Genomic DNA, 25,971 nt, shown 5'->3' on the forward strand with positions numbered 1-25,971 from the left:
CCTCCCTTTATTTAACGAAATAAATCCGTAAACTTTGTTAGTACTTCCAGCTGTTTCGCTTCCGCACCCATCCAATCAACTGTTAACTGTGGAATCTCATCTAATGCTGCACGATTTTTCACAGCAATATCTTTATTCCCTGGTAATAAGTAAGCATCTGCTACTAGCTTTTGCCCTTCATCTGACAATAAAAAATCAACATAGGCTTGCGCAGATTCTACATGTTGCGCATCCTTTAAAATACCTACTGCTCTTGGACTAACCACTGTCCCACTCGTCGGATAGATAATTTCCACTGGCTCACCGTCTGCTTTTGCTTTATAAGCCATATAATCTACACCTGCAATCGTGGCATTTTTCTCGCCTGTAATAACCGCATCCAAGGCTTCTTTATTCGCACCATTGACTTGTAAGCCATTTTTCTTCCAACTATCAATCGTGCTCCAAGCTGTTTTTTCTGCTGCTGTGTAACCAAATAAGAAATCAACAGCAGAGCCTGACAGACTTGGATCGGGAATATTAATTTTATTATGCCAATCAGCTTTTGCTAAATCAGACCAATCCGTAGGCGCCTGTGTCGTATTTTTCGTATTATAGGCAATCCCTAAAGCAGAGGCACTGTAGCCATAAAAATATCCATCTTGATCCGACCAATCACTGTTGATTTTGTCCTTGTTTTTAGCCTCTTCGTAGCTTTGCAATTGATCTGTTGCTTTTAACCCATCCATTGAGGCAACAGAGGCAAGTACAACAATGTCAGCTACAGGATTATTTTTTTCCGCTTCTAAACGAGAGAGAATTTTACCCGTAGTTCCTTGAAACATTTCCACTTTAATCCCTGTTTTTTCTTCAAATGCTTGCTGAATATTTGCAGCTAAACCATCTGGCCCAGCAGAATACACTGTCAGTACTTTCTCCTCCTCCTGTGTCTTTGCACTTGCTTCATTCGTCTCTTTTGCCTCTTTATTACCACAGCCAGCTAATGCTAAGGTCAATAAAATGCCAGCAGTTGCCCATAATTTAAAATGTCGTTTCTTCAATGTAAACCCTCCAATTGATAGATTTGTTTTTCATCAATAAAAACTTGCAATCTTTTTCCATGCTCTAATGGCTGCTTCTCATAAAAGCTCCAAGACTGTCCTTCTACCTGTGCTTGTACTAAATAACGATCGCCAACAAATGTACTTTTCACAATCTGCGCTTGTTTGGCAATCGTCCCAGGACGCGATACTCTCGAAACACCTTCAGGTCGCACAATTGATTGTCGATTGTGAAGCCAATTCACTTTGCCAATAAAATCTGCCACATAGGGCGTTGCCGGAGCACGATAAATTTCCTCAGGCGAGCCAATTTGAGCAATTCTTCCTGCCTCCATAACGATAATTTGATCAGACATTGTCATAGCCTCTGTTTGATCATGTGTTACGAAAATGGCTTGGCAATTAAGCTCATGAATGAGGTGCATAATTTCATCTTGCATTTGCTCTCTTAGAACAGCATCAAGAGCAGATAAAGGCTCATCAAATAAAATCAATTGCGGTTTGGTTGCTAAAGCTCTTGCTAATGCCACTCGTTGCTGTTGTCCACCCGATAATTCACCTGGCTTTCGTTGCTCATAGCCTTGCATTTTTACCAATCGCATCACATGCTCGACTCGTTCAGGAATAGCTGATTTTGGAATAATGCCCTTTAAGCCAAAGGAAATATTTTGGAAGATGGTCATATGTGGCCATAGAGCAAAATCTTGAAAAACCATGGCAATATTACGCTTATTTGGTTTGACATTTTTACGAGACGCCGAAGAATAAATGACGGTGTCATCAAATCGAATTTCTCCTTTTGTTGGTTGTTCAAGACCAGCCATCAACTTTAATAAGGTTGTTTTTCCACAGCCTGATTGTCCAAGGATCGTAATAAATTGCTGATCTAACTCCACATCAATCGGCCATAATGCTTGAAACTGCCCATATTTTTTCTCGATATTTTTTAATGAGATTTTCATAAGTATCCTCCTCGTTACTTACAACTATAAATTCCAGATATTTAGAAAATATTAATCTACTATTAATAACACGTTAAAAAAAATCTAATAAACTAAAGCAAATACAAGATTTTTTCTAATTTCCTTTAGGAGGATAAAATGAACAATAGTAAATTACAGGCATTTTGCTTACTTGTAGAATTAAAAAAATTAGCCCCTGTCGCCAAAGCACTTGGCATTACAGCCCCCACCGTATCCTTTCATATTCGCTCTATAGAGGAGGAATACGGTATTCGTTTATTTCGAACAAATGCAGGAGGATATCGTTTAACAGAAGCGGGCGAAGGTGTGTATCATTACGCTCGTCAAATGGTTCAACTTCAAAAGGATATGGATCGTTTTATTGAAAATCTTTTAGCAGGCCATATCGGTTCATTACGACTTGGGGCGAGTGGCTTACCTGCCCATATTTTTATGCCAGATTTAATTCATCAAGTTTCAACGACCTATCCTGAGATTCGCATTTCACTAGAAGTAAAAACAGCACCCGAAATTGAAAGAAAGGTAGCACTACAAGAATTAGATTTCGGGCTCATCATGGAGACTAAGCAGGAAAATCCTTTACTTCAGTACGAAACTATCGGTGAAGATGCACTTGTATTGGCATTTAGCCCATCTCACGAGCTAGCAGCACAAAACGACATCACCAAAGAAGATATTCTTAAGTACAAGCTATTGTTGCATACATCCTCTAGCTCCACGAATCACTTCATTGAAAAGTGGATGGACCCATTTCAGCCTTCTATTTACACAATTGAGCTAGATTCTGTGAGCACGATTAAAAAGATGCTGACCTTTGGCAAAAACTTGGCGTTTCTATCTGTTTCCTTAATAGAAGAAGAATTAAAATCAGGTGTACTGATGAAGAAAGATCTACATGATGTAACACTGAATAGAAAAATTCAATTGATTTATCCGAAAACGCGCTTAGACCATAAAATGGATGAATTTGTCAAAGTGTCGGTTTATGAAATAGCAAAGCAATTAAAAATGTCTTCTACGATGACATAATTCCACATACAGTCGTAATAACATGGAATGGGAAGATATTTTTATGAAAGGAGGGTTGTCCTTGCTAACCAAGCTGTTGACAAAAGATTGTATACAGCTTGCAAACTTTGTCCGATCATGGCAAGAAGCAATTCATTTAGCGGCTAGCCCATTAGTACAACAACACAAAATTGAACAGCGCTATGTCGAAGCCATGATTCGATCTATTGAACATTATGGTCCTTACGTTGTCATCACACCCAAAGTAGCCATTCCTCATGCACGGCCATCTGATGGGGTTCTTGAACTAGCCATAAGCTTGCTACGATTACAAAAGCCTGTTTTTTTTAGCCCTAATCAGCCTGTCTACCTACTGATTGTGCTAGCTGCCATTGACAATGCTTCACATCTACAGGTGTTGGCTGATTTGGCATTAATCTTACAAGAACCCGATCAGATTAATGACCTAATCGCCTGTCAACATGCTGACATGATATGGGAGAAAATTAAACAATATACGACGAAGGAGTCAACAGAATGAAAATTTTAGTCGTGTGTGGAAGCGGTTTAGGAAGTAGCTTTATTTTAGAATTGAATGTTAAAAAAGCATTAGAAGTATTGGGGAAAGATGCAGAGGTAACGCATACAGATTTAGCGTCTGCCAAGGCGGAGAAAGCAGATATTTATTTAGGGGCAGCAGATATCGTGAATGAATTAGCGAAAGACAAAGGAATCATTGTGAGCATCATTAATATGATGAGTATTTCAGAAATAAAAGAAAAGCTTGAACCGTTGCTTTAAGCATAAAAATTTGGATAGGATGAGGTGTTGGTATGTTAGATGTTATCATGCATGACATTTTAGGAACACCAGCTATATTAGTCGGCCTATTCGCTTTTATTGGTTTACTCATTCAAAAAAAATCAAGTTCCACTGTTCTGTCAGGTACATTAAAAACGATAATGGGCTTTGTCATCCTCGGAGCTGGTGCCACTGTCTTAATTGGCTCTTTAGATCATTTTAGTAAAATGTTCGATCATGCCTTTCAAGTACAGGGAGTCATTCCCAACAATGAAGCCATCGTGGCAGCTGCTCAGACTAATTTTGGTACAGCTACTGCATTAATCATGGTATTTGGTATGATTATGAATCTACTATTTGCGCGATTTACGCCATTAAAATATATCTTTTTAACTGGACATCATACATTATTTATGGCTTGTTTAATCGCTGCTTCATTGTCAGTTGGAGGGATGAGTGGTACACCTCTTATTCTTGTCGGGTCTATTATTCTTGGGCTTTGTATGGTCGTGTTCCCTGCCATTTTACAGCCGACAGTTCGGCAAATAACAGGTAGTGACGACTTTGCTGTTGGTCACTTTGGCAGTGTTGGCTATTATGTTTCAGCAAAGATTGGTAAGCTCTTTGGTAATAAAATGAAATCCACAGAGGATATACAGGTTCCGAAATCATTAGGCTTTTTACGAGATACCTCCGTTGCTATTTCTTTAACAATGAGTGTGTTCTTTGTGATTGTTGCCCTTTTCGCTGGCCCTTCCTATATTGAGACTCAATTATCTGCAGGCTCTAATTTTATTATTTTCGCTATTATGCAAGCGATTACATTTGCAGCAGGTGTTTATATTATTTTAGCAGGTGTACGGATGTTAATTGCTGAAATTATTCCAGCCTTCAAAGGCATTGGAGATAAACTTGTACCAAACACAAAACCAGCACTTGATTGTCCAACCATCTTCCCTTTTGCACCAAATGCCGTTATTATTGGTTTCATTTTTAGTTTTATAGCAGGACTGGTTTCCATGTTTATTCTCCCCTTCATCGGACTAAAAGTCATCGTGCCAGGTCTTGTTCCACATTTCTTCACAGGTGCTGCGGCGGGTGTCTTTGGAAATGCTACTGGTGGTAGAATTGGTGCGATGTCCGGAGCCTTTGCCAATGGTTTATTAATTAGCTTTATTCCAGCCATACTCCTTATCTTTATGGGAGACATTGGTTATGAGGGCACAACCTTCGGCGATTCAGACTTTGGGGTAATTGGCATTATTATTATAAATTTATTAAAATTATTCGGCGCTGTTTAGAACATGTAGTAAAGCCTAACGCTATTTTCGTTAGGCTTTTATAGTACTGTACATAGAAGAAGTGCTACGGAAACCTTTTATTAGTAATCTTGCTTTATATTATTAACTTATTATGTATATAGAAATGAATCATTATTCTTAGACATGCTAAAAAATTTATTTTTATGGATGTCTGACATCAGACTAAAAATATTAAGTTTTTGCCGATATATATTTTATACACAACAGGAGGTACACATAATTTGAAGAAATTAATCACTAGCTTTCTTTTGATCACACTGTTGATAGCAGGCTGTTCCTCAGCACCGACAGAAACATCAACGAAAGGATATAAGATAGGGATTTTACTATCAGATGCAGGACTAGGAGATGAATCATTTAATGATTCTGCTTTTAAAGGCTTAGAAAAGGCGCGCGATGAGCTAGGTATTTTGTTTGATTACAAAGAGGCTCCTGATGGTAAATACGAGGAAAAGCTGAATGAGCTTGTAGCAGAAAAATATGATATCATCATTGGTCTCGGGTTCTCTGTGCAAGAAGCACTAGAAAAGACAGCGAAACAAAATCCCTCTCAGCAATTTATACTGATTGACGGACAATCTGAAATTGACAACATCATATCAATTACTTTTAAAGAACAAGAAGGTAGTTTTTTAGTTGGGATGATTGCCGCTATGACAAGCAAAACAGGAAAAGTTGGCTTCATTGGTGGAGCAGATGCTCCTGTTATCCACCATTTTGAAAATGGTTTTATCGAAGGAGCTCGTTATGTAGAGCCATCGATTGAAATTATGAGTGATTATGTTGGTACCTTTGACGATACCCAGGCTGGTGCAGCAATAGCAGAAAGGTATATCAAAAATAACGTTGATTTTATCTACCATGCAGCAGGCTTTACTGGCTTTGGGGCGATAAAAAAGGCCGAGGAAATGGGGATCTATGCAGCGGGTGTTGATATCGATCAGTTTTTTGTTGCAGAAAAAACAGTTGTCACATCCATGCTTAAAAATGTTGACCTTGCCGTCTATCAACTTGCAAAGACATTAGTCGAAAATGGAAAAATTAAGGAAAAATCCTTTGCATTAGGTTTAGCGGATCAAGGTGTGGGACTAGCAGATATTCGTGTAATTCAACTGACAGCTGAGCAACAGACAGCCATCGAAAAAGCCAAAGAAGCCATTATTTCAGGTACGATAAAAGTTACTGCGGAAAAGGGGAATGACCAGTGACACTACGTAAGAAATTATTTATGAACACATTGATTCCAATCGTACTGGCTATGGCTATGATTGGCTTTATTATCCTACAAACATTTACGATCCAAACAACAGCACAGGATGATACGAAACTTTTACTTGCAGTAAAAGAACTAGAGCAAAGCTTAGTTGTTGCCAGTCAATCTTTAAATAATTTTACCTACTTAGATAGTGAGGCCAATAAAAATGAAGCGCTCGCTATTTTACAAGAAACAAAAAGTAATTTAGAGGCATTAGCCTCTCTAACGAGATTACCTGAACATCAGAAAATCGTCGAAAAAATAGCTAGTAAATTTGAAAATCTAGAAAAGGCGACTGAAAGCGGGTTTCAAGAAAACAATCGCTCTGAAATTAAAAAGCAGTCCATCCGAATTAAAGGAATTTTAAACGATATGCATTTGCTCAAAAAAGAAACAAACGAATGGTATCAAGAAATGATCCAAGTAACGAAGCAAAAAATAGGTTTCATTACAACCACTACCATCATAGGTAGTGTGCTATTAATTATTGCTACGATACTTTATTCCTATGTGGCTGCGAAAAGAATTACCAAACCCATTAATCAGATTGTAGATTGCGCACAGGCCGCAGCAACAGGAAACTTAACTATTGATACCTCCACCCTTTCCTATCAAGCTAACAGTCGATATGAGATTGATCAATTAACAAAAAGCTTTGCAGACATGATGAATAATTTAAAAAGTACCGTACAATCCATCGATTATATTGGAAAGGATGTTAATTTGTTTACACAAGAAGTAACGAGCCATATGAACAATATTCATGAAAGTAGTAATCAAGTCGCTACCTCAACCGACGAATTAGCAAAAGGCAGCTATACGATGTCAGAAGACATTCAATCAGTGGCACTCCAAATGAATACTATGGCAGATCAATTTAAGGATGTAATGCGTACAAGTGAGCAATCGGCTGACACTGGCAAACAAGCTCTGGAGGCTGTTCAAAATGGTCAATATTCATTAGAAAAACAATCTTCCATTGCAAAGGATATTTCAACGACATCACTTGATATTAAGGAAGCTGTAACTCAATTCTCTCAATTTACTTCGGAAATTGAAGGCGCAGCCAATGCTGTCCATACGATTGCCAGCCAAACAAATTTATTAGCCCTAAATGCTGCCATCGAGGCTGCACGAGCTGGAGAAGCAGGCAAAGGGTTTGCCATTGTTGCCGAGGAGGTTAAAAAGCTCTCTACTGAAACGGAGAATGCTACGAATTTAATCACCTCAATGGTCTCGCATATTCAAGATGGCATTACGCACATCCTTACTACGGCTGAACGAGGTTATCTGCTATCAAATGAGCAATCTCAATCCATGGTAGAAACAGAACAATCATTCTCAGTTATTACCATGCACATAACAAATATCTATTGCGATTTACAAAATCTCACAAAAGAAATGGCACAAACGAATGAAATGAGCCAACAAGTAAATAGTACTATTGAAAATATTTCTGCTATTACAGAAGAAACGGCTGCTGGCACAGAAGAAATATCGGCATCAACGCAAGAGCAGCTACTATCCTTACAAAAAATTAGTACTAAAATAGACGAGCTTCAAGCTATGACGGATACATTGATGAATGAGCTCAAAAAGTTCACCCTATAGCATATTAATTCATTACCTAAAGAAATCCAGTGAAAATGTTTCACTGGACTTCTTCATGTTGTTAAAAAAGCTCATGTCTCTAACAGAAAAAACCTTTTAGCAAGGTGAGGGGTTGATTTCCGTTCCGCCAGCGTCCTTTCCAGGGGGCGTCCGTTGAGCCGCTTTACTCCAATCAACATTTCTGCAAAAGTATCTTTTCTTATCTTTCGCACTAGCTGTAGAAAACAAAATAGCCATGATTTGTATAATTAGAGTAAGAATAGGCTCTTATTTCAATTTGGAGAAGTGATGAATGACACCACCCTTCATAAAAAGAACAAGGAAAATCTTTGCTAAAAAGATACATTTTTCTAGGATTACCCCTAAACAATATAGAACTAAGTATTCTCATAAATAATTCGATATAGAGGGAAAGTAAAAAGATGGTAGGTATCAATTTTTACTTTCTCTTTCCTTTTTTGAAGTACTAACAATATCATCTATGTCATATCTTAAATTAAAACGTAACCATTACACTTTAAGGAGGTCTATGTGGAACGTCTCCATTTTTCCAAATATGTATTGAATTTTTGGTTGCTCTTCATTCTATTCATAGGCATGCTACCACTACTGTTATTCAATGTTTCAGCACTAAACGACCTTAGTTCCTCTCTACTCAATTTAAATACGATATTTTTAAGTATTTTAATTGAAGCATTACCATTTGTCTTAATTGGAATACTGATTGCTGGCTTTATTCAGATTTTTATAACAGAGGAACATATCCAAAGGTGGATTCCTCGAAACCCTGTGATGGCCGTTATCATGAGTTGTCTTGTAGGTGCATTATTTCCAGCCTGTGAATGTGGGATTGTTCCGATTGTTAGAAGATTGATTGTCAAAGGTGTACCTATACATGCAGCTATAGGCTTTATGTTAACTGGTCCACTTATTAATCCCGTTGTTATTCTTTCTACTTATATGGCATTTGGAAATGATTTAAGAATAGCGAGCCTTCGAATGCTTGTTGGCTTTGTCATCGCTATTGTAGTAGCATTACTTATCAGTTTATTTTTTAAAGGCTCCCAATTTAAGAGCTCTTTACAGCCCTACTCATTAACAACCTCTAGTCAACAGATATCCTTCTTCACCAAATTATTAAATATGGTCAAACATGCCATCGATGAATTTTTTGATATGGGTAAATACTTAATTATCGGGGCATTTTTAGCTGCCTTTGTACAAACCTATGTATCTACCAAAACACTTGTAGCCATTGGAGAAGGTGAACCCTCCTCCATTCTAGTTATGATGGGCTTAGCCTTCATTCTGTCACTTTGCTCTGAGGCAGATGCCTTTATTGGTGCATCCTTTAGTGCCATTTTCTCCACCCCATCCATTCTGGCCTTTCTTATTTTTGGCCCTATGATCGATTTGAAAAATACCATTATGTTGATGAGCGTATTTCGTGTAAAATTTGTTTTTTGGTTAATCGCCTTAGTGGCTATAGTTGTCTACATTAGTATATGGATTCTTTCAGCGTATCTCTAAGGGGGAAAACCATGAAATTTCACGTTCAACAAGCGCTAAGAGCCTTAATGTTACTCGCCTTTTCGGCTATGATTGCCAACCTGCATTGGACCAGAGAACTAGCAAAATTTATCAACCCTAAATATGAAGGGCTGAATAAAACAGCCGCCATTTTATTTTTTATACTATTTCTTGTTCAAGTGACAAGAGTTATATCTTTTTCAAAGGTTCCCCATTCATGTGATCAAACGGGACAAGCATGCTGCTCCCATCACGATCATGGTCACACAGCCTTTACCCGAAAAAAAATAATAGCCTACCTCATTATTATGACACCAATAATGACAGGCTTCTTCGTGCCAGCAAAAATTTTAGATGCATCCATCGCTGATAAAAAGGGTGGTGCATTTATTCTCACTCAGCAAAACCGATCAACTAAAATTGAGGATTACCTCACTTCAAATGAAACGATTGATGAAAACATCTATGATGAGCATGATGCTGATCCCAGACTGATGGAAGAAAAACAGGAAATGACAAAAAAGCAATATGACAAATTAAAGCAACAGTTATCCCAACAATCTATGCTGAAAATGACTGATGAGGACTATACGATCTATTACGAGGAAATTAATCAAAATTTGGCTAACTATTTAGGGAAGAAAATACAGTTGAAGGGCTTTGTTTTAAAAGAAGAAAGTTTTACAGAAAAGCAACTAGTGATTTCAAGGTTTCTTATTACGCATTGTGTCGCCGATGCCAGTATCGTTGGCTTTCTGACAGAGTTTTCGGACGCTCCTACACTCACAGAAGATACATGGATTGAAGCGGTCGGTACAATTAGTCAAACAACATATGAGGGTGCAAGCTTACCTGTTATCCATATTGATGATTGGGTAACAATCGAACAACCCGAATCACCTTATCTTTATCCTATTAATATTCGAATGAGTTTCTAGCAACAAAAGGGCAAAGCTTATGGCTTGCCCTTTCTCAGCTATTAATGGGAGAGCGCACATCTAAGCCTAAATGGGAACGTAATGTGCTACCTTTATATTCAGCTCTGAATAACCCCCGCTCTACTAACATGGGAATAACGTTGCTAAAGAACAAATCCAAAGATTTTGCAGGTCCACCTGGTATGGCAATAAAGCCATCCAATGAACCCTCTTCATAAAAAGTAACGATTTGATCGACAATATCCTGTGGTGTACCGATTGCTACAAGGTGGGCTGAGCCAATTACCTCTGGACGTGCTAACAATACTGCGACAGTTGGTTCATTGTTTATAATATAACGACGTACCAATTCTGCATGTGTTTTACTACGTACTTGTTGATTCTTTGATGGCAGCATATCAACCGTTACCTGATCTTCAAGTGCCAAATGACGAACATCCATACCAATCACAGATTCTAAAGCTCTGTAGCGTCGCTCAAGTGTTAAATGTGCATATGCTTGTCGGTGCATTTCGAGTGCTTCTTCATATGTATCCCCTATAAAGAAATAGAGTCCAGGTAATAAGCGAATATCGTCGGCTGAACGACCTACTTCTATAGCCTGCTGACGTAAATCATTACGCATCTCAATACCCACCTCCATGGCTGGTGTAGCCGCAAAAATCGCATTGGAAACCGTAGCCGCAAATCGCCGCCCAACATCCGACGCACCTGCTTGGAAGAGCGGAATCTCTCCTGCTGGATGCATAGGTAGATTTAGGGGACCCTTTATATGGAAAAATTCGCCCTCATGCTCAATTGGCTTAACAAGCTCTATTATTTTCTCTAATTTTCCATCCATTTCTAATGTTTCATAGGGATGACTATGCCATAGCTGCTTGACCACCGCTGTACATTCTGCAGCTTTAGCATAACGCTCCTCGGAAGAAGGCATGGGCTCATTGCTGAAATTATAGGCGCCATCTATAGAGGTGACGATATTCCATCCAATTCGTCCTTCGCTAATCCAATTTAAGGACTGCAATTGGCGCGCAATCAGATAAGGTGGCGTAAAGGATGTGGAAATCGTTATTACTAAGCCAATCTGTTTCGTTTCTCTTGCCACCATCGCCATTAAAAAGCTAGGATCTAAGCCAACTGTTCCTTTCATTTTAGCCATTAATTCTGGATGAGCTATTAAATAATCCGCTTTAAATACAAAATCTAATTTCGCTGCCTCAGCACGCTGCGCAAATGCAATATGTTCGTCTATCAAGGCGCCCTGTTTGCCATGATTCCCGTAAACAGCTAAATGCATTCCAATAATAAGGTGTCTTTTCATTGCTACTCTCCCCCTCTATAATTGAAAATGATTATCATTTTCATAATAACTATTCGTGGCAGAGATTGCAATAAAATACACTTTACAAATGAAAAATGCATATACAAAATAATATTTACTACAAAGTTAAATAAAGGTATTATTGAGATAATTTAATAATATTTAAGCGGAGGAATCATGAGAAAATTTGCCTCTTTATTTATAGTTACTCTTTTAATATTTCCAATTGGTGGAGCATCTTTTATAGAAGATCCTATACACAAATCATCTATTCCGCCAAACCTTGGTGCTTCTGCTGAGGAATCTCATTCTACCCTCACAGCTGAAAAAAGTGATTCTCTTCTTACAACGTCTTCTACCTTTCCAACTGGCCAGGGTTCGATGAGCTTTAATTTTAAAGCGCCTAGTAATGGCACTGCTACAATTCAAATTTATGTGAAAAATAACAGCTCACAATCTATTAGGTTTATATTAACTGCACCTAATGGAACGGTTTGGATAGACGGAGAGATCATTAAATCTGGACAATCATTGACTTCAACTTACGAGTTGGATGCAAGCCAAGCTGGTCAATGGTTCATGAAATTTGATAATAATGATGGTTCTTCAATTACAGTCGATATAAATACAAGTTACGAAATTTAAAATATTCAAATAGGTGATGCAAAAATTTGTTTTTCCGTTGGGTCCCAGAGAACAATTCCAACATCCTGCTTCTGATCGATTACCCGAATGGTAATGGGGATATAGTCAAATAAAATTGTATTTATTTTTGTACTAGTGAGCTGTAACAAGCCAATTAATTCAATATCGTTAACCAGTGGTACATGTATTTCTAGATTAATATCTGTTAATTTACCATCTTCATAACGAAGTTTTCCCATGATTTTAGGATTTAAATGTTTAAATCCACCTTGAATATCCTCTTTAAAAATTAATAATTTATTATACATATTTTGGTCCAAACTATATAAAGCATCTGATGGGAATACATAATGCTTTTTATCTATATCAAGCCATTTTGTTATGGTATCTGCATCTTTAGGTATAAAGGTTTCAGCTAAAAATATGCCCGGAATAATATCGTTTATATTAGATTCTTGATATAAAGTTAAATAAATAGGAACTCTCGGATATTTTTCATTTTTTCTAATATCCTCAAGAATCCTTTTAGCTACTTCCTTACCGTAATTTTTAACGTCGTTGATATCATCATCATTTTGGTCTACTTTCACTTGGCCTGTGTAAATTAAACCATTGGCATCGGAAACTCGTATATCATAAAACTCATTTAATGAGATGGCGATTGACAGCCCCTCTACTTTGTTATTTTCCTTATTAATAAAATTTTGTTCTAACACATGTGAGAGAATCAAAGGATACTTTTTTTCATCCTCTAGTACATTGTCACTTCTAGTTTCAATGGCTGGATTTAACCCAATACCTTCCTCTGTCTTTCTACTTAACCATTGGTTGATCGTTTTCTCTTCTAAATATTGGCCTTGCTGCATATAAAACTTGTCTGTTGAGAAATGATTCACCGATAAATTCATGAGTCCTCTTTCTATTTCATTAATATTTAAAGCATTATTCATATTTTTGATAAATGAACCTCTAGCAATATTGACTTTTGCAGGCTGTTGAATCTCATATACTTCCTTTTTCTGAATCGATGAAATATACTTTTTCTCATTAGCAGTAACACTTTCGTCCTCACTACTACAAGATGCTAAAATCAATATTGGTGCGAATAAAAATAACATACGCCTTCTTTTTTTCATTGCTATTTCTCCTTGCATATTATGTATCATTTGATAACTTACCTCATTTAACGATACCAAATTTACCAAAATAAAACATTACATATTTACAAATCTCCACATTTACCTATCGGATGATCAAAAAAGACCTATGCTCGTTTTCTCGAACATAGGTCTTACTGCTTTATAGTTTTTTCAACTTATGAGTGGGTTTTTCACTACTTTGGAGCGGCTCTCAACTCTTTAAGAGCGAGTTCCCGCTTCTTTGGAGCGACTCTCACACTTTTAGGAGCGGGTTCTCGCTTCTTTGGAGCGGCTCTCACACTTTTAGGAGCGGATTCCCACTTCTTTGGAGCGGCTCTCAACTCTTTTAGAGCGGATTTCACCCCTCAATACTATTTGGCATTTTTATCGGGCTGGTGGATACCAAATACATTGCCTTCCGTATCAATATAATAGCCTTGCCATGCCATTCCTGGTAATGCGTACTTTGGCATGGCTACTTTGCCCCCATTTTCAAGAATTTTTGCTTCCGTTACATCATAACTTTCAACACCCATTGTACAAGCAAAGCCATTCAACGCTTGGTTTGTTTCTGGTGAAGGACCTTGACGTTGCATTAAAGCACCGTTAATCCCAAGTTCATCATCCTCACCTGTCACAGCACCGAAGTAAGGCATTCCTGCATATTCACTCCAGTCCTGAAATGACCATCCAAAAACTTCCCCATAAAAATCCTTTGCCCGCTCCATATCACTTACATGAATTTCAAAATGAACTAATCTCCCCATAGTATCCTCCTTAAAGATGAATGTATTTGATCATATTTACTATATATCATTTTTCTGAAAATTAAAATTAATAAATTATCTATCTATTAATGTACCTTCCGATTCGAATGATTCCACAATAAATCAGATACTACTCCTTTAAACGACTGTCAGAGGCATCTTTATTTCTGCAATACCAACAACAAGTTGGTTTATAGAGAATTATTATAACTACAAAAAAATGTGTGATTAGAAAATGAAATATTCTCCAATCACACTCTATTAGGGGCTAGCAATTTAGTAATGAAGTTATAATTGACTAAAAACCGAAATGGCATCGGAAATATTATATTGCTCCGTTCTAGGGCTACCGTCCGCTCCTACTGTCACTAGCACATATTCTTGTCCATTTATAAGAGCTAAGCTTGCTAAACATAAGCCTGCATCTTCTGTATAGCCAGTTTTTCCACCTAAAAATTCCCCTCCTGGCAATGCACTTGATGTCATATGTTGAAACATGCGACTGGTAAAAGTAATGCCTTCAGGATGAAGGTTTGTTGATTTGATAGAATATCTTTCTGCTGTATAAACATTTCGAAAATCATCGTTTGTTAAGGCGTATTGTAAAAGTAAAGACATATCCTTTACAGTTGTATAATGATCTGAATGGTGCAGTCCAGTTGTATTCACAAAGTGCGTATTTTTCATGCCTAGTTGCTGCGCCTTTTCGTTCATCAGTTTCACGAATCCACGTTCTGACCCGGCAACATATTCAGCTAAACCTAGTGATGCCTCTGCACCTGATGGCAACATAGAGCCATACAACAAATCTTCTACTGTCAGCTTTTCATTTGGGAGAAAGCCCGCCACTGACGCATTTTCCTCTAATAAATCCTGAAAGATATGTTTAGGTAAAATGATTTCTTCTTGTAAATTGGATATCTGCTCAATCGCGACTAGAACCGTCATCATTTTTGTCAAAGAAGCAGGATAAATCTTTTCCTCACTTTTTTTATCTAAGAGAATTTGATTTTCATCCAAATTCACTAAAATTGCATTCGAACTGTATAAATCAAAATCGAGCATATGCTGACTGGCTGTTTGAACTACTTTTGATGCTTGATCTATTTCCTGACGTAAAGTCATTGGCAATTCTTTCAATTGAAAATAAATAAATATCATCATGAATAAGAACAATAAACTCAAAATACCTTTTCTCTTGAACATAAAAACAACTCCTTCTCTTTATGCTTTTATTCAACCATAAAAAAAGGAGCTTATTTTTAATTTACTATTAGTGAATTCTTAAGGTTTCTTAAGAATTGGTTGGAATCATCACGGTGAATACGGTTGTATCATTACTAGAAGTTGCGGTAATCGTTCCGCCATGGGCCTGTACAATTTCATTAGAAATGGCTAAACCAAGCCCAGCACCTCCTGTTTGGGTAGACCTTGCACTATCTAAGCGGTAAAACTTTTCAAATATCATTTTTAATTTTTCAGGAGGGATCGTCTTCCCTGTATTCGTAAACGAAATAAATGTCTGATTATTTTCGCTTTGCGCACTAATTTCAATTGTACTATTTGGATCACTGTAGGCAATTGCATTTTTTAAAATATTATTAAATACCCTTGCTAATTTATTACCGTCTGCATAGATAGTAATAGCTTCATCTAATTTGACGATGGCTTTTTGACCCTTTGGTGCGAGCAATGGATAAAACTCGTCGGCCACTTGCATTAACATATGATGTAAAGGAATAGAATCTTTCTCTAAAATGATGGATTGTAAATTAAATCTGGTTATTTCAAAAAATTCATTGATTAGTTGTTCCAGTCTATAAGCTTTTTCTAATGTAATCGTTACATATTTTTCCTTCTGCTCTACAGGCATATCCCTCGCTTCATCTAAAAGACTTAAGTAGCCAATAATGGATGTTAAGGGTGTTTTAATATCATGCGCTAAATAGACAACTAAATCATTCTTTCGTTGCTCAGCTTCTTGCGCATCCCTTGCACGCTTTTCTAATTTATATTTCACGTTATTTAATTTTTTCTCCAAAAAATCGAGTTCGGCTGGGAGCTCAATTTCCTTTCCTGACTCATCTGCAAGCATGGTAATACTTGAACTAATTTGATGAAAATATCGGGTAAATCGAGACAAGGCGATATAGAAAATAATCAATAATAATAAAATAAATCCTATCGCTAGCCAAAGCGATTTATTTTGTCGAAATAACCCATGATAGGCATTGCTTGCAGCATAATAATCAAGTTGCAAGACATTTTCACAAAAAGCAATAAAAGCATCTGCAAAGGGAGCTTGTAAGACCCCATCAATAAATGCAAAATTGATAAAAAGGCCTATGATGCTAGCGATGACAAGTATCGAAATAATTTGTAAAACCATTTTCCTTTTCAGTTTGCCAAACTCATTTTTCAATGGTATACCCCACTCCCCAAACCGTTTTAATATACTTTGGGTTCTCCGCAGCATCCTTCATTTTTTCCCGTAAATGTCGAATGTGAACCATTACCGTGTTATTGCTGCTAAAGTACTTTTCCCCCCAAATTTCTTGGAATAATTGCTCTGAGCTAATAACTGTCCCTCGATTTGCGCATAAATACCAAAGAATAGCGAATTCCGTAGGTGTAAGGGATATGGGCCTTTCATTTAAAAAGACTTGTCGTGTGTTTTTATTAATCACCAAGCCAGCAAAATCAATGATATCTTCTTGCTGCTTCGAACCTTGGTTGTAGAAAGTAAATCTTCGTATTTGTGCCTTTACACGAGCAACCAACTCTAATGGACGAAATGGCTTTGTTATATAATCATCTGCTCCCAGAGAAAAGCCATTTATTTTATCGATTTCTTCTTCCTTTGCCGTAAGCATTATCACTGGAAAATTCAATGTTTCTCGGATTTTTCGTAAAATAGTAAAGCCATCTATATCAGGCATCATAATATCCAGAACAGCTAAATCTACTTTCTCATGCTCAATACATGCCAAAGCCTCTTGAGCTGTATAAAACTTAAATACATGATAGTTTTCATTTTTTAAGTAAAGTTCTATTAAATCTGCAATTTCCTTTTCATCGTCAACAACTAAAATATTCAACCGTATTGCCCTCTCCTTCTTCCCACTTGTTTTCCAATGATTTTTCACTGGGATTATAGCACTTACGCATGACTATATCTATTATTAAGGTAGTTAGATGAAAACATCTTTCCAACTCTACTTTTGATAGGTTTATGTTAGCAAACTCATAGATAGTTTCATAATGAACTATAACTACATCAAAAATAGGCTTAGGTAAAATCCCAACCCTTACATTTTTCCGATAATTAATTTGTTGGATTGTTTGCTGTAGCAGTAGATTTTTGACTCATATCCTGTGTCACCACTCTGCCTGCGTAATATAGCATTTGTTTATTTAATTTATTCTCCTTTGCAGTTATACTGCTCGGTTTCACTTTCAGAATAAGGGTCGCACTCCCTAAAGATGATTGATATTTTTCGATATGCTTTTTTGATAAAGGTGCTTGGTAATAATTTGGCACATATTTATCAAGCATTGCCTGCATAGCAGCAGTAGCTTCATTTAAATCTGTAACAATTTCCACTAAACCATTTGCAACTACACTCATATAAGCAGTATCAGTCTTAGCAGGAATAGGGTCTACCGTAGTTCCATAATTTTCACTTATTGTAATACATGCATTTTGATTGGTTGTTAAAATGTCTATTTTTCTTCCCTCGTTGGCACCATGGAAATAAAAGCTTCCATCTTTGTAGACATAATTTAGCGGAATAACATATGGCATATGTTGATCCACTAAACCAAGAAATGCAGTTTGTGCACCTTCTAAAAATTGCTTAATTTGCATTTCATCTGTACAAGCTCGTTTTTTCATTCGAATATCTGTTACCATCCTATTTCCCCCTATCCTCTTCTAAAAAGGAGTCTACAGCAGTGTTGCACGCTAAAAAAGGGACAGTTTGATGAAAGGACATGGGTACAAGGTAAAAAAATACTAGTTTATCAGAAGTCCATACTATCTTTCTTAGACGCTTTGCAATTCTCTAGTTCTACAAATGAATCTCATATATTGAATGATTTCTACTCCAAATTTCCCTCTACATCACGATAGAATAATTTAAGTTGTGCAACAATCATAATGCTAATGACTACAAGTAAAAACCATGAACTGATTTTACCAAAATGAACAATCGACCAAGACGCCTCTTGATTCGGATATGACCAAGCTCCAAAGAACGTCGCAATATTTTCAGCAATCCAAATGAAAAAGCCAATCAAAAAGAACGATGCAACGATGGGCATTTTAAAGATTTTGTTCCGTACTGTAAATTTTACAATAGTACGATAAAACACAATAAATAGTAGTGCCATTAACAGCCATCTAAAATCATAAATAAAATGGTGTGTGAAAAAATCCAAGTAGATTACGGCTCCAAGTGGAATAGCTACATAACTTTTTGGCCAACTTACAATTTTTAAATCAAACCTACGCCAGGCTTGGCAAATATAACTTGCCACACTCGCATACATAAATCCACTATATAAAGGCACACCCCCTATTTTTGTCCACGCCTCTTCAGGATATGACCATGAATTGAAATTCACTTTATATAATTCGAGCACGAGCCCAATAATGTGAAACAAGCAAATGACTTTTATTTCATCCTTTGTTTCTAAACCAAATTTATACATCAAGTACTGAGTCAATAGACAGATTGCCAGAATAAAGTCATATCTTCCTACCCCAGGTATTTGAATGGCTTTAGATAGTGCAAGTGTAGCAAATATCACAACAGGAAAAATACACGATAATGATTGATGATACGTAAAGACTCCTAAGTTTTTAATAAAATTCTTCAACATGAATCCACCTCAAATAAACTTGTTCAATTATTTAATTGCTTCTTGTATGAAGAATAAACGATAAATTATCTTATTTCAATATTTTTTTATCGAAAAACAATAAATTTTTTCTCTCTTAACACTGGAACAATTCCTTGTTAAATACGTCTTTGCTGTTGCTTATCTATAAAGAAAAGAGTAGCCATATAAGTGGCTACTCTTGGATATTAAAGATATATTTTTTGATTTAATTTTAATTGGACTTCTTGTTGGTTTATTTCTAGGTTTGTCACTTTTTTCACTTTTAAATAATAAACGATATAACAACCAATGAAGAATGCTCCACCACAGTAGAGTGCTAAACGTTGAGCTGGATCAAAAGCCAAGCTTGCCATAACAATACAGTTCGCTAATAAACCTAAAATAGGGATTACTGGATACAATGGCGCTTTGAATTTTAAATCCTCTACTTTTCCTCCTTGGCGTATATAGGAGCGTCTAAATGCAATTTGAGATGCTGTAATCGCAATCCAACCAATTTGTGCACCTAAGCCTGCTAGAGATAATAACCACACAAAGACTGTATTAGCAGCAAATACACTTGACAGTAATGACAGACCTGCTACAGCGAGTGTGATTAATAACGCATTCATTGGAATACCTCTTTTATTAACTTTCCCTAAAACGGGACTTGCCATCTTTTCGACAGATAGTGAGAACAGCATACGTGTTGCAGCATAAAGACCAGAGTTTGCGACAGATAATAAGGCTGTTAGGATAACAAAATTCATAATATCTGCTGCATATGGAATACCAATGCTATCTAATACGACTACAAATGGACTTTCCACCACCCCTGCTTTATCCATTGGTATCATTGCTGCAAGTACAAATACGGATAACACAAAGAAGAACAACGTACGCCAAACAGTTTGCTTAATAGATTTAGGGATAGTCTTTTCAGGATTTTCACTCTCCCCAGCAGCAATACCAATCAATTCTGTACCCTGAAATGAAAAATTCACGGTAATCATTGTAATAAGCAGTGCTGTTACACCATTAGGAAATAATCCTCCCTCATAAAAATGTGTAAGGAATGGGGCATTTGTTCCATCTTTCATATCGATTAGCCCAAACATAGCTGCTCCACCAACCGCTAGGAACATAATAATTGCCAATATCTTAATGCTGGAGAAAACAAATTCTGCTTCACCAAATGCTTTTGCTGATAAACCATTCAATACAAAGAGTAGTGCAGCAAATACTAGGCACCACATCCATACCGGTGAATCAGGAAACCATCTTTGCATAAGTTGTCCAGCCCCTAAAAACTCAAGAGCAACAGTTACTGCCCAACCTAGCCAGTATAGCCATCCAACGGCAAAACCAGTAGCAGGACCGATAAACTTTGTTGTATACGTTTGGAATGAGCCTGATACTGGCATAGCAACAGACAATTCACCCAAACATAGCATTGTTAAATACATAACTGCTCCGCCTACTAAGTAAGCTAGGATGGCACCAGTTGGCCCAGCTTGGTTAATCGTGTAGCCTGATCCAAGAAAGAAACCAGTTCCAATACATCCGCCAAGTGAAATCATAAATAAGTGTCTTGCTTTCATACTTCTTTTTAATTCATATTGTTCTGCTGCCATAAAAAACTCCTTACATTCATTATCTGTGTAAGCACTTTCTTTTTTTCGTGCAAAAAAGATAACAATCAAAATTTGAATGATTAATAGATAAACTGTTTTATATATTTTATGAACTGTCAATTTTCTGACAAAATAAAGGCTATTGATTAGCTAAATTATATTGTAAACTTACTATAGGGAGAGCTACTTTCTTATAGTTGGTTGTCGCGACCTAATTTTCTAAGAAAAGTTCTTCCTTTTGAGATACCAAATGACTTCTATTCATGGCTTAAAGTAATGTATCGCCAAATAGTGAGCTGATTAAAGCTACCGCAGCAATAGCCGTTTTATTGTATTGATCTAATACTGGGTTTGTCTCAACAAATTCTGCTGAAGTAATAATATTTGCTTCTGATAGCATTTCCATAGCCAAATGACTTTCACGATAGCTAATACCACCTGCTACTGGCGTGCCTACGCCTGGTGCATCATTTGGATCAAGTCCATCTAAATCTAATGATAGGTGAACACCGTCTGTGCGCTCCTTTAAATAGTCAATCGTTTCGGACATCACTTTCGTCATTCCTAAACGATCAATTTCATGCATCGTGTATACTTTAATACCAATTTCCTTAATAAGCTTTTTTTCTCCTGGATCTAAATCACGAGCACCAATAATAACAACGTTTTCAGGCTTTACTTTTGGAGCATAGCCTCCGATATTTGTAAGTGCTGGATGACCAAGACCCAAGCTTACAGCTAAAGACATGCCATGGATATTTCCTGAAGGAGATGTTTCACCAGTATTTAAATCGCCATGGGCATCATACCAAATGACACCTAGATTCTCATAATGCTTGGAAACTCCTGCTAATGTTCCAATAGCAATACTATGATCTCCACCTAATACTAAAGGAAAACGATTTAAAGAAATTTCATGGTCTACTTTTTGGCCTAGCTTCTCGTTACTTTCTGTGACAGTTTTTAAATTTTTTAAGTTTGTCTTTCCTTCTGCGTCTTTATCTTCGTGTACAAAGTCAATAGTTAAATCCCCTTCGTCATAAATCGAATAACCAAGGCTCTCAAGTCGTTCAGTTACCCCCGCATATCTGATAGCACTTGGTCCCATGTCTACGCCTCTTCTTGTTTGACCTAAATCCATGGGCACCCCAATAATTGTCACTTCTTTATTCATGATGTTTTCTCCTCTCCAATAATTACTTTCACAGTATAAAGAAATTGCAACATTGACTCAACTCGACATTATTTTAAATTTTTATACAGTTTTAATTATTAAAAACATAGATTTATTCTTGTATAAACGAATGCATAAACGCTATTTCAATGCATAACAAAACATTTTTTCCCTATTAAATACGTTTTTTTGTAAGAAATTACTAAACAAAATATTAAAACTGTTCTTTTTTTATAGTTTTTTCCGAAAATTTTGACGGTAATTTTATCTATAAATGCAATATGTTCATAATTATTTTCCAAAATCACTCAATTATTCTTCTTTTTAACGGCAAAAAAAAGCCTTACTACAATAGTAATAAGGCTTTTCAATTACCTATTTTAATAATCGCACAATACTATTCAAACAGGTTTCTTTATAAAATTTATGTTGTTCTTCTAAATCGCAGGTTAACCACTGAATTAATGAACCATCAATCATTGCCCGCATCATTTTTGCATAGGTTAAGGAATCAATGTCTGAACTAAAGACCCCTTCTTTTTTTCCTAATTCAATAATTTCTTCTCCAATTCCCCAGCAATTCTCATAAAATTTTAAGTTAATTCTTTTGTACTCTTCATTGCTATTTGCCTGAGCTAAAAAATCTAAATAAACTCTGTAAAATTTTTTATTTTCTATAGGGGATACAAATACAGCACTTAAGTAAGCATGAAGCTTGTCTATAGCTGTTTGATGCTGGCCTATTTCTTGTATTTCATAGCTGTAGATTTTGTTCGTAGTGGATTCAAGTAATTCTAATAAAATGTTTTGTTTGCTTGTAAAGTAGTAGTGAACTACTCCTTTTGAGACACTGGCATGATTGGCTATGTCTTGTAGTGTAACCTTATCATAACCTAATTGTGAAACAGCGTTAAACGCTGCTTTCATAATCTGTTTTTTACGTTCTTCCTCTTTCTTTTTCATAGGAGCCTCCGATGACTTGATAGAAGTTATTATACATGAAGAGTAGCAACAATCCAATTTTATATTGACCGGTCAGAATAATTTTGGTACTGTTTAATGGAATAAAATTGTAGGGGGACGTTTACGATGATGGCAGAAAATTTTAGTGCACTAGTAGTCAATAAAGATGATACATTTACAGTGAAAGTGAACAAATTAACTTTAGAAGATCTACCAAAGGGTGAGGTATTAATTAAAGTTAGTTATTCAGGTATTAATTATAAAGATAGTCTTGCCTCTATTCCTGATGGTAAAATCGTTGCGTCTTATCCTTTTGTCCCTGGTATTGATTTAGCTGGGACTGTTGTTTCTTCAGAGGATCCACGCTTTAAAATTGGTGACGAGGTCATTGCAACTAGCTATGAAATAGGTGTTTCCCATTTTGGTGGCTTTAGTGAATATGCCCGCATCCCAGCACAATGGATTGTACCGCTTCCAAAAGGACTTTCCCTTAAAGAGGCTATGGTAATTGGTACTGCAGGATTTACAGCTGCATTATCTGTTCAAAAGTTAGAGGAAAATGGTATTCATCCTGAAAAAGGGAAAATTCTTGTGACAGGGGCTACAGGTGGTGTAGGTAGCTTTGCCGTCTCTATTCTTTCAACACTGGGTTATCAAGTTGAAGCGAGCACAGGAAAAGAATCTGAACATGAATATTTACAATTACTCGGAGCTACTACAATCGTAAATCGTGAAGAGGTTTATGATGGAAAAATTAGAGCATTAGGAAAACAAAAATGGGCTGCTGCTGTTGATTCTGTTGGTGGAGAGCCACTTGCCTCATTATTAAGCCAAATTCAATATGGTGGGGCTGTTGCAAGTAGTGGTTTAACAGCAGGTACACAGCTTCCTACAAGTGTATTTCCCTTTATTTTAAGAGGCGTAAATTTACTTGGAGTTGATTCTGTTTATTGCCCAATGGACATTCGATTGAACATTTGGCATCGTTTAGCGACTGATTTCAAACCAGCCAACCTTAATGATTTCATTCAGCAAGAAGTAACACTACAACAACTTCCTGATGTTTTACCTATTTTACTGAAGGGTCAAGCAAGAGGTAGAATCCTTGTTGCATTATAAGGAGTTTCATCAAGCTCCCTTCTCCATTCTATTTCCCAGAAAATAATTCTAGTTGTCAAATAACAACATAAAGCTTCTACGCATAGCGAGCGTGGTAGCTTTTTTTATTGTTGACATCTCCCTGACATATAAGCACTTTATAGTAACTCATGAACGCCCAGCCTGTTTCCTTTAGACAAATTTAGGCAACAAAGCTTGTCTAAATTTGTACGAACAAGCATACCAATAGAGTATGTAGGCAGTATTCTGGGAATTCAATACTATAAATAATTTGGAGATGATCGTATGAAGCGAGCACATATTAATGAATTAGATATTACACGGGCTTTAGCCATTCTAGCTGTCCTTCTTATTCATTCTACTAGTACACCTGTAACGGCTTTATCTAGTGACTCAAAATTATATCCATTTTATGTATTTTTTAATATCGCCCCTAAATTCGCTGTCCCTGCTTTTATTTTTTTAAGTGGCTTTGTATTATTTTACAATTATATACAAAAGGATTTAACAAAGGAGCTTATCATTCATTTTTATAAAAAAAGAGTGACCCAAATACTCATTCCTTATCTCTTTTTTTCTATTTTTTATTATGCAGCTATGCAATTTTATGGAACACATGATTTAGCAAACACTTGGCGCTCCCTATTTAGTGTCGAATTTCTTGAAAAACTATTGCTAGGCAAAGCAGATACCCATCTATACTATATATTTATAATCGTCCAATTCTATCTTATGATTCCATTATTCCTATATATTTTAAAGAAAAAACCAGCCCTATCTCCTTATTTAATTTGGATTGGGTTTGTTCTTCAATGGGTCTTTATTCTATTAAACGCAGAGTTTTGGCAGTATCCCTATAGAGGGAGTATCGCTTTCTCTTATCTCTTATATTTCTTAGCAGGGGCATTTTTAGGAATTTATTTTGAAAAATACAAAGGATGGCTTCAAGTAAAAAAAGAAAATTTTCCAATCACGATACTTTTTCTTTGGTGTATATGGCTAATTTCTACTATGTATAATGTTTATTTATATTACTTTGTTTATTCATCCCAATCCTATTTAGTGAACAGCAACGTATTTGAATTAGTTTTTCAGCTACAATCTTTTACAGCCTGTATTGTCTTCTTACAGCTTTCTTTCTGGATCTATGATAAATGGAACCAAGCTGTTGTAAATGGCTTAATCAATCTGGGAACAGTATCATTTGGCATCTATCTACTACATCCATTTTTCCTTTTCCTTTATAGACAATTAAATACTGGTGGTAATAGTATTATGTATCATCTTTGGAGCATGGGGGGCTTTATTTTTGCCCTTTTCGTTCCATGGATGGTCGTGCTATTGATGGGCAGATTCTTTAAGTACCATTGGATTGCCTTTGGTCCTATCCCGAGCAAATTCCCTTACAAATAGCTGTTCAATATGCACAGCCAGTCGTCGATTAGTTTCCGTCAACTGGCTGTGTATTTAGTTGAGAACCTGTTATTTTGTGCTTACCGTTACTGAAATACTAGTGTTTCTTCTGTGGTACATTATTAAACTAAGAAGAAACTAATTAAAAAGGCCCTGTGGAAATCTCCCAAGGGGTTTCATAGTGTTAAAAAAACAATCAATAAAATTTTTGTATAAAGTGAAAATGAATTTCCTTTGCAGGCTACTTACTTTCCTGTGGGCGAGCGCCGAATTGCTTCCTCCGCTACCACTCCGTTTAGAGTTTTGCCTGTCTTGCTATCCCAAGAGAGTCAAGTAGCCCTCCCCTCACCCACAAAAGTGTTACCTTTTTAGCAAAGGTTTTCAAATAAAGTGAAGGTTTATGAAGAGGTGTTGTCACGCATCA

Annotated in this window: 24 protein-coding genes; 11 read left to right on the forward strand and 13 right to left on the reverse strand. The window is 36.5% G+C overall.

The features are described from left to right. Positions 1 to 11: 11 nt before the first annotated feature. Together RCJ95_RS03310 and RCJ95_RS03315 are read right to left on the reverse strand one after the other, a co-directional pair. Positions 12 to 1,040, reverse strand: coding sequence for an ABC transporter substrate-binding protein (locus tag RCJ95_RS03310; protein ID WP_221680568.1), 1,029 nt, complete (start codon positions 1,038 to 1,040; stop codon positions 12 to 14). Continuing rightward, positions 1,037 to 2,002: an ABC transporter ATP-binding protein gene (locus tag RCJ95_RS03315; RefSeq protein ID WP_274772231.1), complete on the reverse strand. Its 966-nt coding sequence runs from the start codon at positions 2,000 to 2,002 to the stop codon at positions 1,037 to 1,039. The genes RCJ95_RS03310 and RCJ95_RS03315 overlap by 4 nt, the downstream gene beginning before the upstream one ends. A gap of 138 nt (positions 2,003 to 2,140) precedes the next feature. Between RCJ95_RS03315 and RCJ95_RS03320 the strand changes: the two genes are divergently transcribed. The 8 genes from RCJ95_RS03320 to RCJ95_RS03355 all read left to right on the forward strand — a co-directional run bounded on the left by RCJ95_RS03320 (position 2,141) and on the right by RCJ95_RS03355 (position 10,488). Continuing rightward, positions 2,141 to 3,052, forward strand: a complete 912-nt coding sequence (locus RCJ95_RS03320; protein WP_221680566.1) for a LysR family transcriptional regulator — start codon at positions 2,141 to 2,143, stop codon at positions 3,050 to 3,052. A 61-nt stretch (positions 3,053 to 3,113) separates the two neighbouring features. Then, entirely contained in the window at positions 3,114 to 3,572 is a 459-nt protein-coding gene (locus RCJ95_RS03325; protein WP_369354424.1) for a PTS sugar transporter subunit IIA, read from the forward strand. Continuing rightward, positions 3,569 to 3,832: a PTS sugar transporter subunit IIB gene (locus RCJ95_RS03330; RefSeq protein WP_257521431.1), complete on the forward strand. Its 264-nt coding sequence runs from the start codon at positions 3,569 to 3,571 to the stop codon at positions 3,830 to 3,832. The genes RCJ95_RS03325 and RCJ95_RS03330 overlap by 4 nt, the downstream gene beginning before the upstream one ends. A gap of 32 nt (positions 3,833 to 3,864) precedes the next feature. Continuing rightward, entirely contained in the window at positions 3,865 to 5,133 is a 1,269-nt protein-coding gene (locus tag RCJ95_RS03335; RefSeq protein ID WP_221680564.1) for a PTS ascorbate transporter subunit IIC, read from the forward strand. A 242-nt stretch (positions 5,134 to 5,375) separates the two neighbouring features. Further along, on the forward strand, positions 5,376 to 6,362 hold the full coding sequence (locus RCJ95_RS03340) for a BMP family lipoprotein (RefSeq protein ID WP_446721891.1): 987 nt from the start codon (positions 5,376 to 5,378) through the stop codon (positions 6,360 to 6,362). Beyond that, positions 6,359 to 8,020, forward strand: coding sequence for a methyl-accepting chemotaxis protein (locus RCJ95_RS03345; RefSeq protein ID WP_446721892.1), 1,662 nt, complete (start codon positions 6,359 to 6,361; stop codon positions 8,018 to 8,020). The genes RCJ95_RS03340 and RCJ95_RS03345 overlap by 4 nt, the downstream gene beginning before the upstream one ends. A gap of 531 nt (positions 8,021 to 8,551) precedes the next feature. Then, the gene (locus RCJ95_RS03350; protein WP_369354427.1) at positions 8,552 to 9,550 is read left to right on the forward strand and encodes a permease; all 999 of its coding nucleotides are present in this window, start codon (positions 8,552 to 8,554) and stop codon (positions 9,548 to 9,550) included. 11 nt (positions 9,551 to 9,561) lie between these two features. Then, positions 9,562 to 10,488: a TIGR03943 family putative permease subunit gene (locus RCJ95_RS03355; protein WP_369354428.1), complete on the forward strand. Its 927-nt coding sequence runs from the start codon at positions 9,562 to 9,564 to the stop codon at positions 10,486 to 10,488. Positions 10,489 to 10,522: 34 nt separating this feature from the next. On the opposite strand, the gene RCJ95_RS03360 is transcribed toward RCJ95_RS03355, so the two are convergent. Further along, positions 10,523 to 11,785, reverse strand: coding sequence for an NtaA/DmoA family FMN-dependent monooxygenase (locus tag RCJ95_RS03360; protein ID WP_446721937.1), 1,263 nt, complete (start codon positions 11,783 to 11,785; stop codon positions 10,523 to 10,525). 201 nt (positions 11,786 to 11,986) lie between these two features. Here RCJ95_RS03360 and RCJ95_RS03365 point away from each other — a divergent pair, with 201 nt between their 5' ends. Beyond that, on the forward strand, positions 11,987 to 12,454 hold the full coding sequence (locus tag RCJ95_RS03365; protein WP_257521426.1) for a hypothetical protein: 468 nt from the start codon (positions 11,987 to 11,989) through the stop codon (positions 12,452 to 12,454). Positions 12,455 to 12,459: 5 nt separating this feature from the next. On the opposite strand, the gene RCJ95_RS03370 is transcribed toward RCJ95_RS03365, so the two are convergent. The 10 genes from RCJ95_RS03370 to RCJ95_RS03415 all read right to left on the reverse strand — a co-directional run bounded on the left by RCJ95_RS03370 (position 12,460) and on the right by RCJ95_RS03415 (position 23,015). Further along, complete coding sequence (locus tag RCJ95_RS03370) at positions 12,460 to 13,590, reverse strand: CamS family sex pheromone protein (protein WP_221680557.1); 1,131 nt, start codon at positions 13,588 to 13,590, stop codon at positions 12,460 to 12,462. Between the two features lie 374 nt (positions 13,591 to 13,964). Then, positions 13,965 to 14,360 carry a VOC family protein gene (locus tag RCJ95_RS03375; RefSeq protein ID WP_004232464.1) on the reverse strand — a complete coding sequence of 132 codons (396 nt, stop codon included), beginning with the start codon at positions 14,358 to 14,360 and terminating at the stop codon, positions 13,965 to 13,967. Between the two features lie 288 nt (positions 14,361 to 14,648). Next, positions 14,649 to 15,566, reverse strand: a complete 918-nt coding sequence (locus RCJ95_RS03380) for a D-alanyl-D-alanine carboxypeptidase family protein (RefSeq protein ID WP_446721893.1) — start codon at positions 15,564 to 15,566, stop codon at positions 14,649 to 14,651. An 88-nt stretch (positions 15,567 to 15,654) separates the two neighbouring features. Continuing rightward, positions 15,655 to 16,749 carry a sensor histidine kinase gene (locus RCJ95_RS03385; protein WP_446721938.1) on the reverse strand — a complete coding sequence of 365 codons (1,095 nt, stop codon included), beginning with the start codon at positions 16,747 to 16,749 and terminating at the stop codon, positions 15,655 to 15,657. A gap of 22 nt (positions 16,750 to 16,771) precedes the next feature. Continuing rightward, positions 16,772 to 17,464 (reverse strand): VanR-ABDEGLN family response regulator transcription factor, encoded by a 693-nt coding sequence (gene vanR / locus RCJ95_RS03390; RefSeq protein ID WP_221680877.1) that lies wholly within the window; start codon positions 17,462 to 17,464, stop codon positions 16,772 to 16,774. 221 nt (positions 17,465 to 17,685) lie between these two features. Continuing rightward, positions 17,686 to 18,273 carry a pyridoxamine 5'-phosphate oxidase family protein gene (locus RCJ95_RS03395; RefSeq protein WP_257521423.1) on the reverse strand — a complete coding sequence of 196 codons (588 nt, stop codon included), beginning with the start codon at positions 18,271 to 18,273 and terminating at the stop codon, positions 17,686 to 17,688. A gap of 188 nt (positions 18,274 to 18,461) precedes the next feature. Beyond that, the gene (locus RCJ95_RS03400) at positions 18,462 to 19,244 is read right to left on the reverse strand and encodes a DUF817 domain-containing protein (RefSeq protein ID WP_446721894.1); all 783 of its coding nucleotides are present in this window, start codon (positions 19,242 to 19,244) and stop codon (positions 18,462 to 18,464) included. 206 nt (positions 19,245 to 19,450) lie between these two features. Then, complete coding sequence (locus RCJ95_RS03405; RefSeq protein ID WP_257521421.1) at positions 19,451 to 20,878, reverse strand: amino acid permease; 1,428 nt, start codon at positions 20,876 to 20,878, stop codon at positions 19,451 to 19,453. Positions 20,879 to 21,146: 268 nt separating this feature from the next. After that, a complete protein-coding gene (gene rocF, locus RCJ95_RS03410; RefSeq protein ID WP_221680551.1) occupies positions 21,147 to 22,052 on the reverse strand; it encodes an arginase in 906 nt (301 codons plus the stop codon). Between the two features lie 375 nt (positions 22,053 to 22,427). Continuing rightward, the gene (locus RCJ95_RS03415; RefSeq protein WP_257521420.1) at positions 22,428 to 23,015 is read right to left on the reverse strand and encodes a TetR/AcrR family transcriptional regulator; all 588 of its coding nucleotides are present in this window, start codon (positions 23,013 to 23,015) and stop codon (positions 22,428 to 22,430) included. 129 nt (positions 23,016 to 23,144) lie between these two features. On the opposite strand from RCJ95_RS03415, the gene RCJ95_RS03420 reads away from it, so the two are divergent. Both RCJ95_RS03420 and RCJ95_RS03425 read left to right on the forward strand, forming a co-directional pair. After that, positions 23,145 to 24,134, forward strand: a complete 990-nt coding sequence (locus RCJ95_RS03420; RefSeq protein ID WP_221680876.1) for an NADPH:quinone oxidoreductase family protein — start codon at positions 23,145 to 23,147, stop codon at positions 24,132 to 24,134. Positions 24,135 to 24,419: 285 nt separating this feature from the next. Next, positions 24,420 to 25,547 (forward strand): acyltransferase, encoded by a 1,128-nt coding sequence (locus RCJ95_RS03425; RefSeq protein WP_446721895.1) that lies wholly within the window; start codon positions 24,420 to 24,422, stop codon positions 25,545 to 25,547. The last annotated feature ends 424 nt before the right edge of the window (positions 25,548 to 25,971 follow it).

This window comes from Lysinibacillus sp. BSL11, assembly GCF_052928325.1.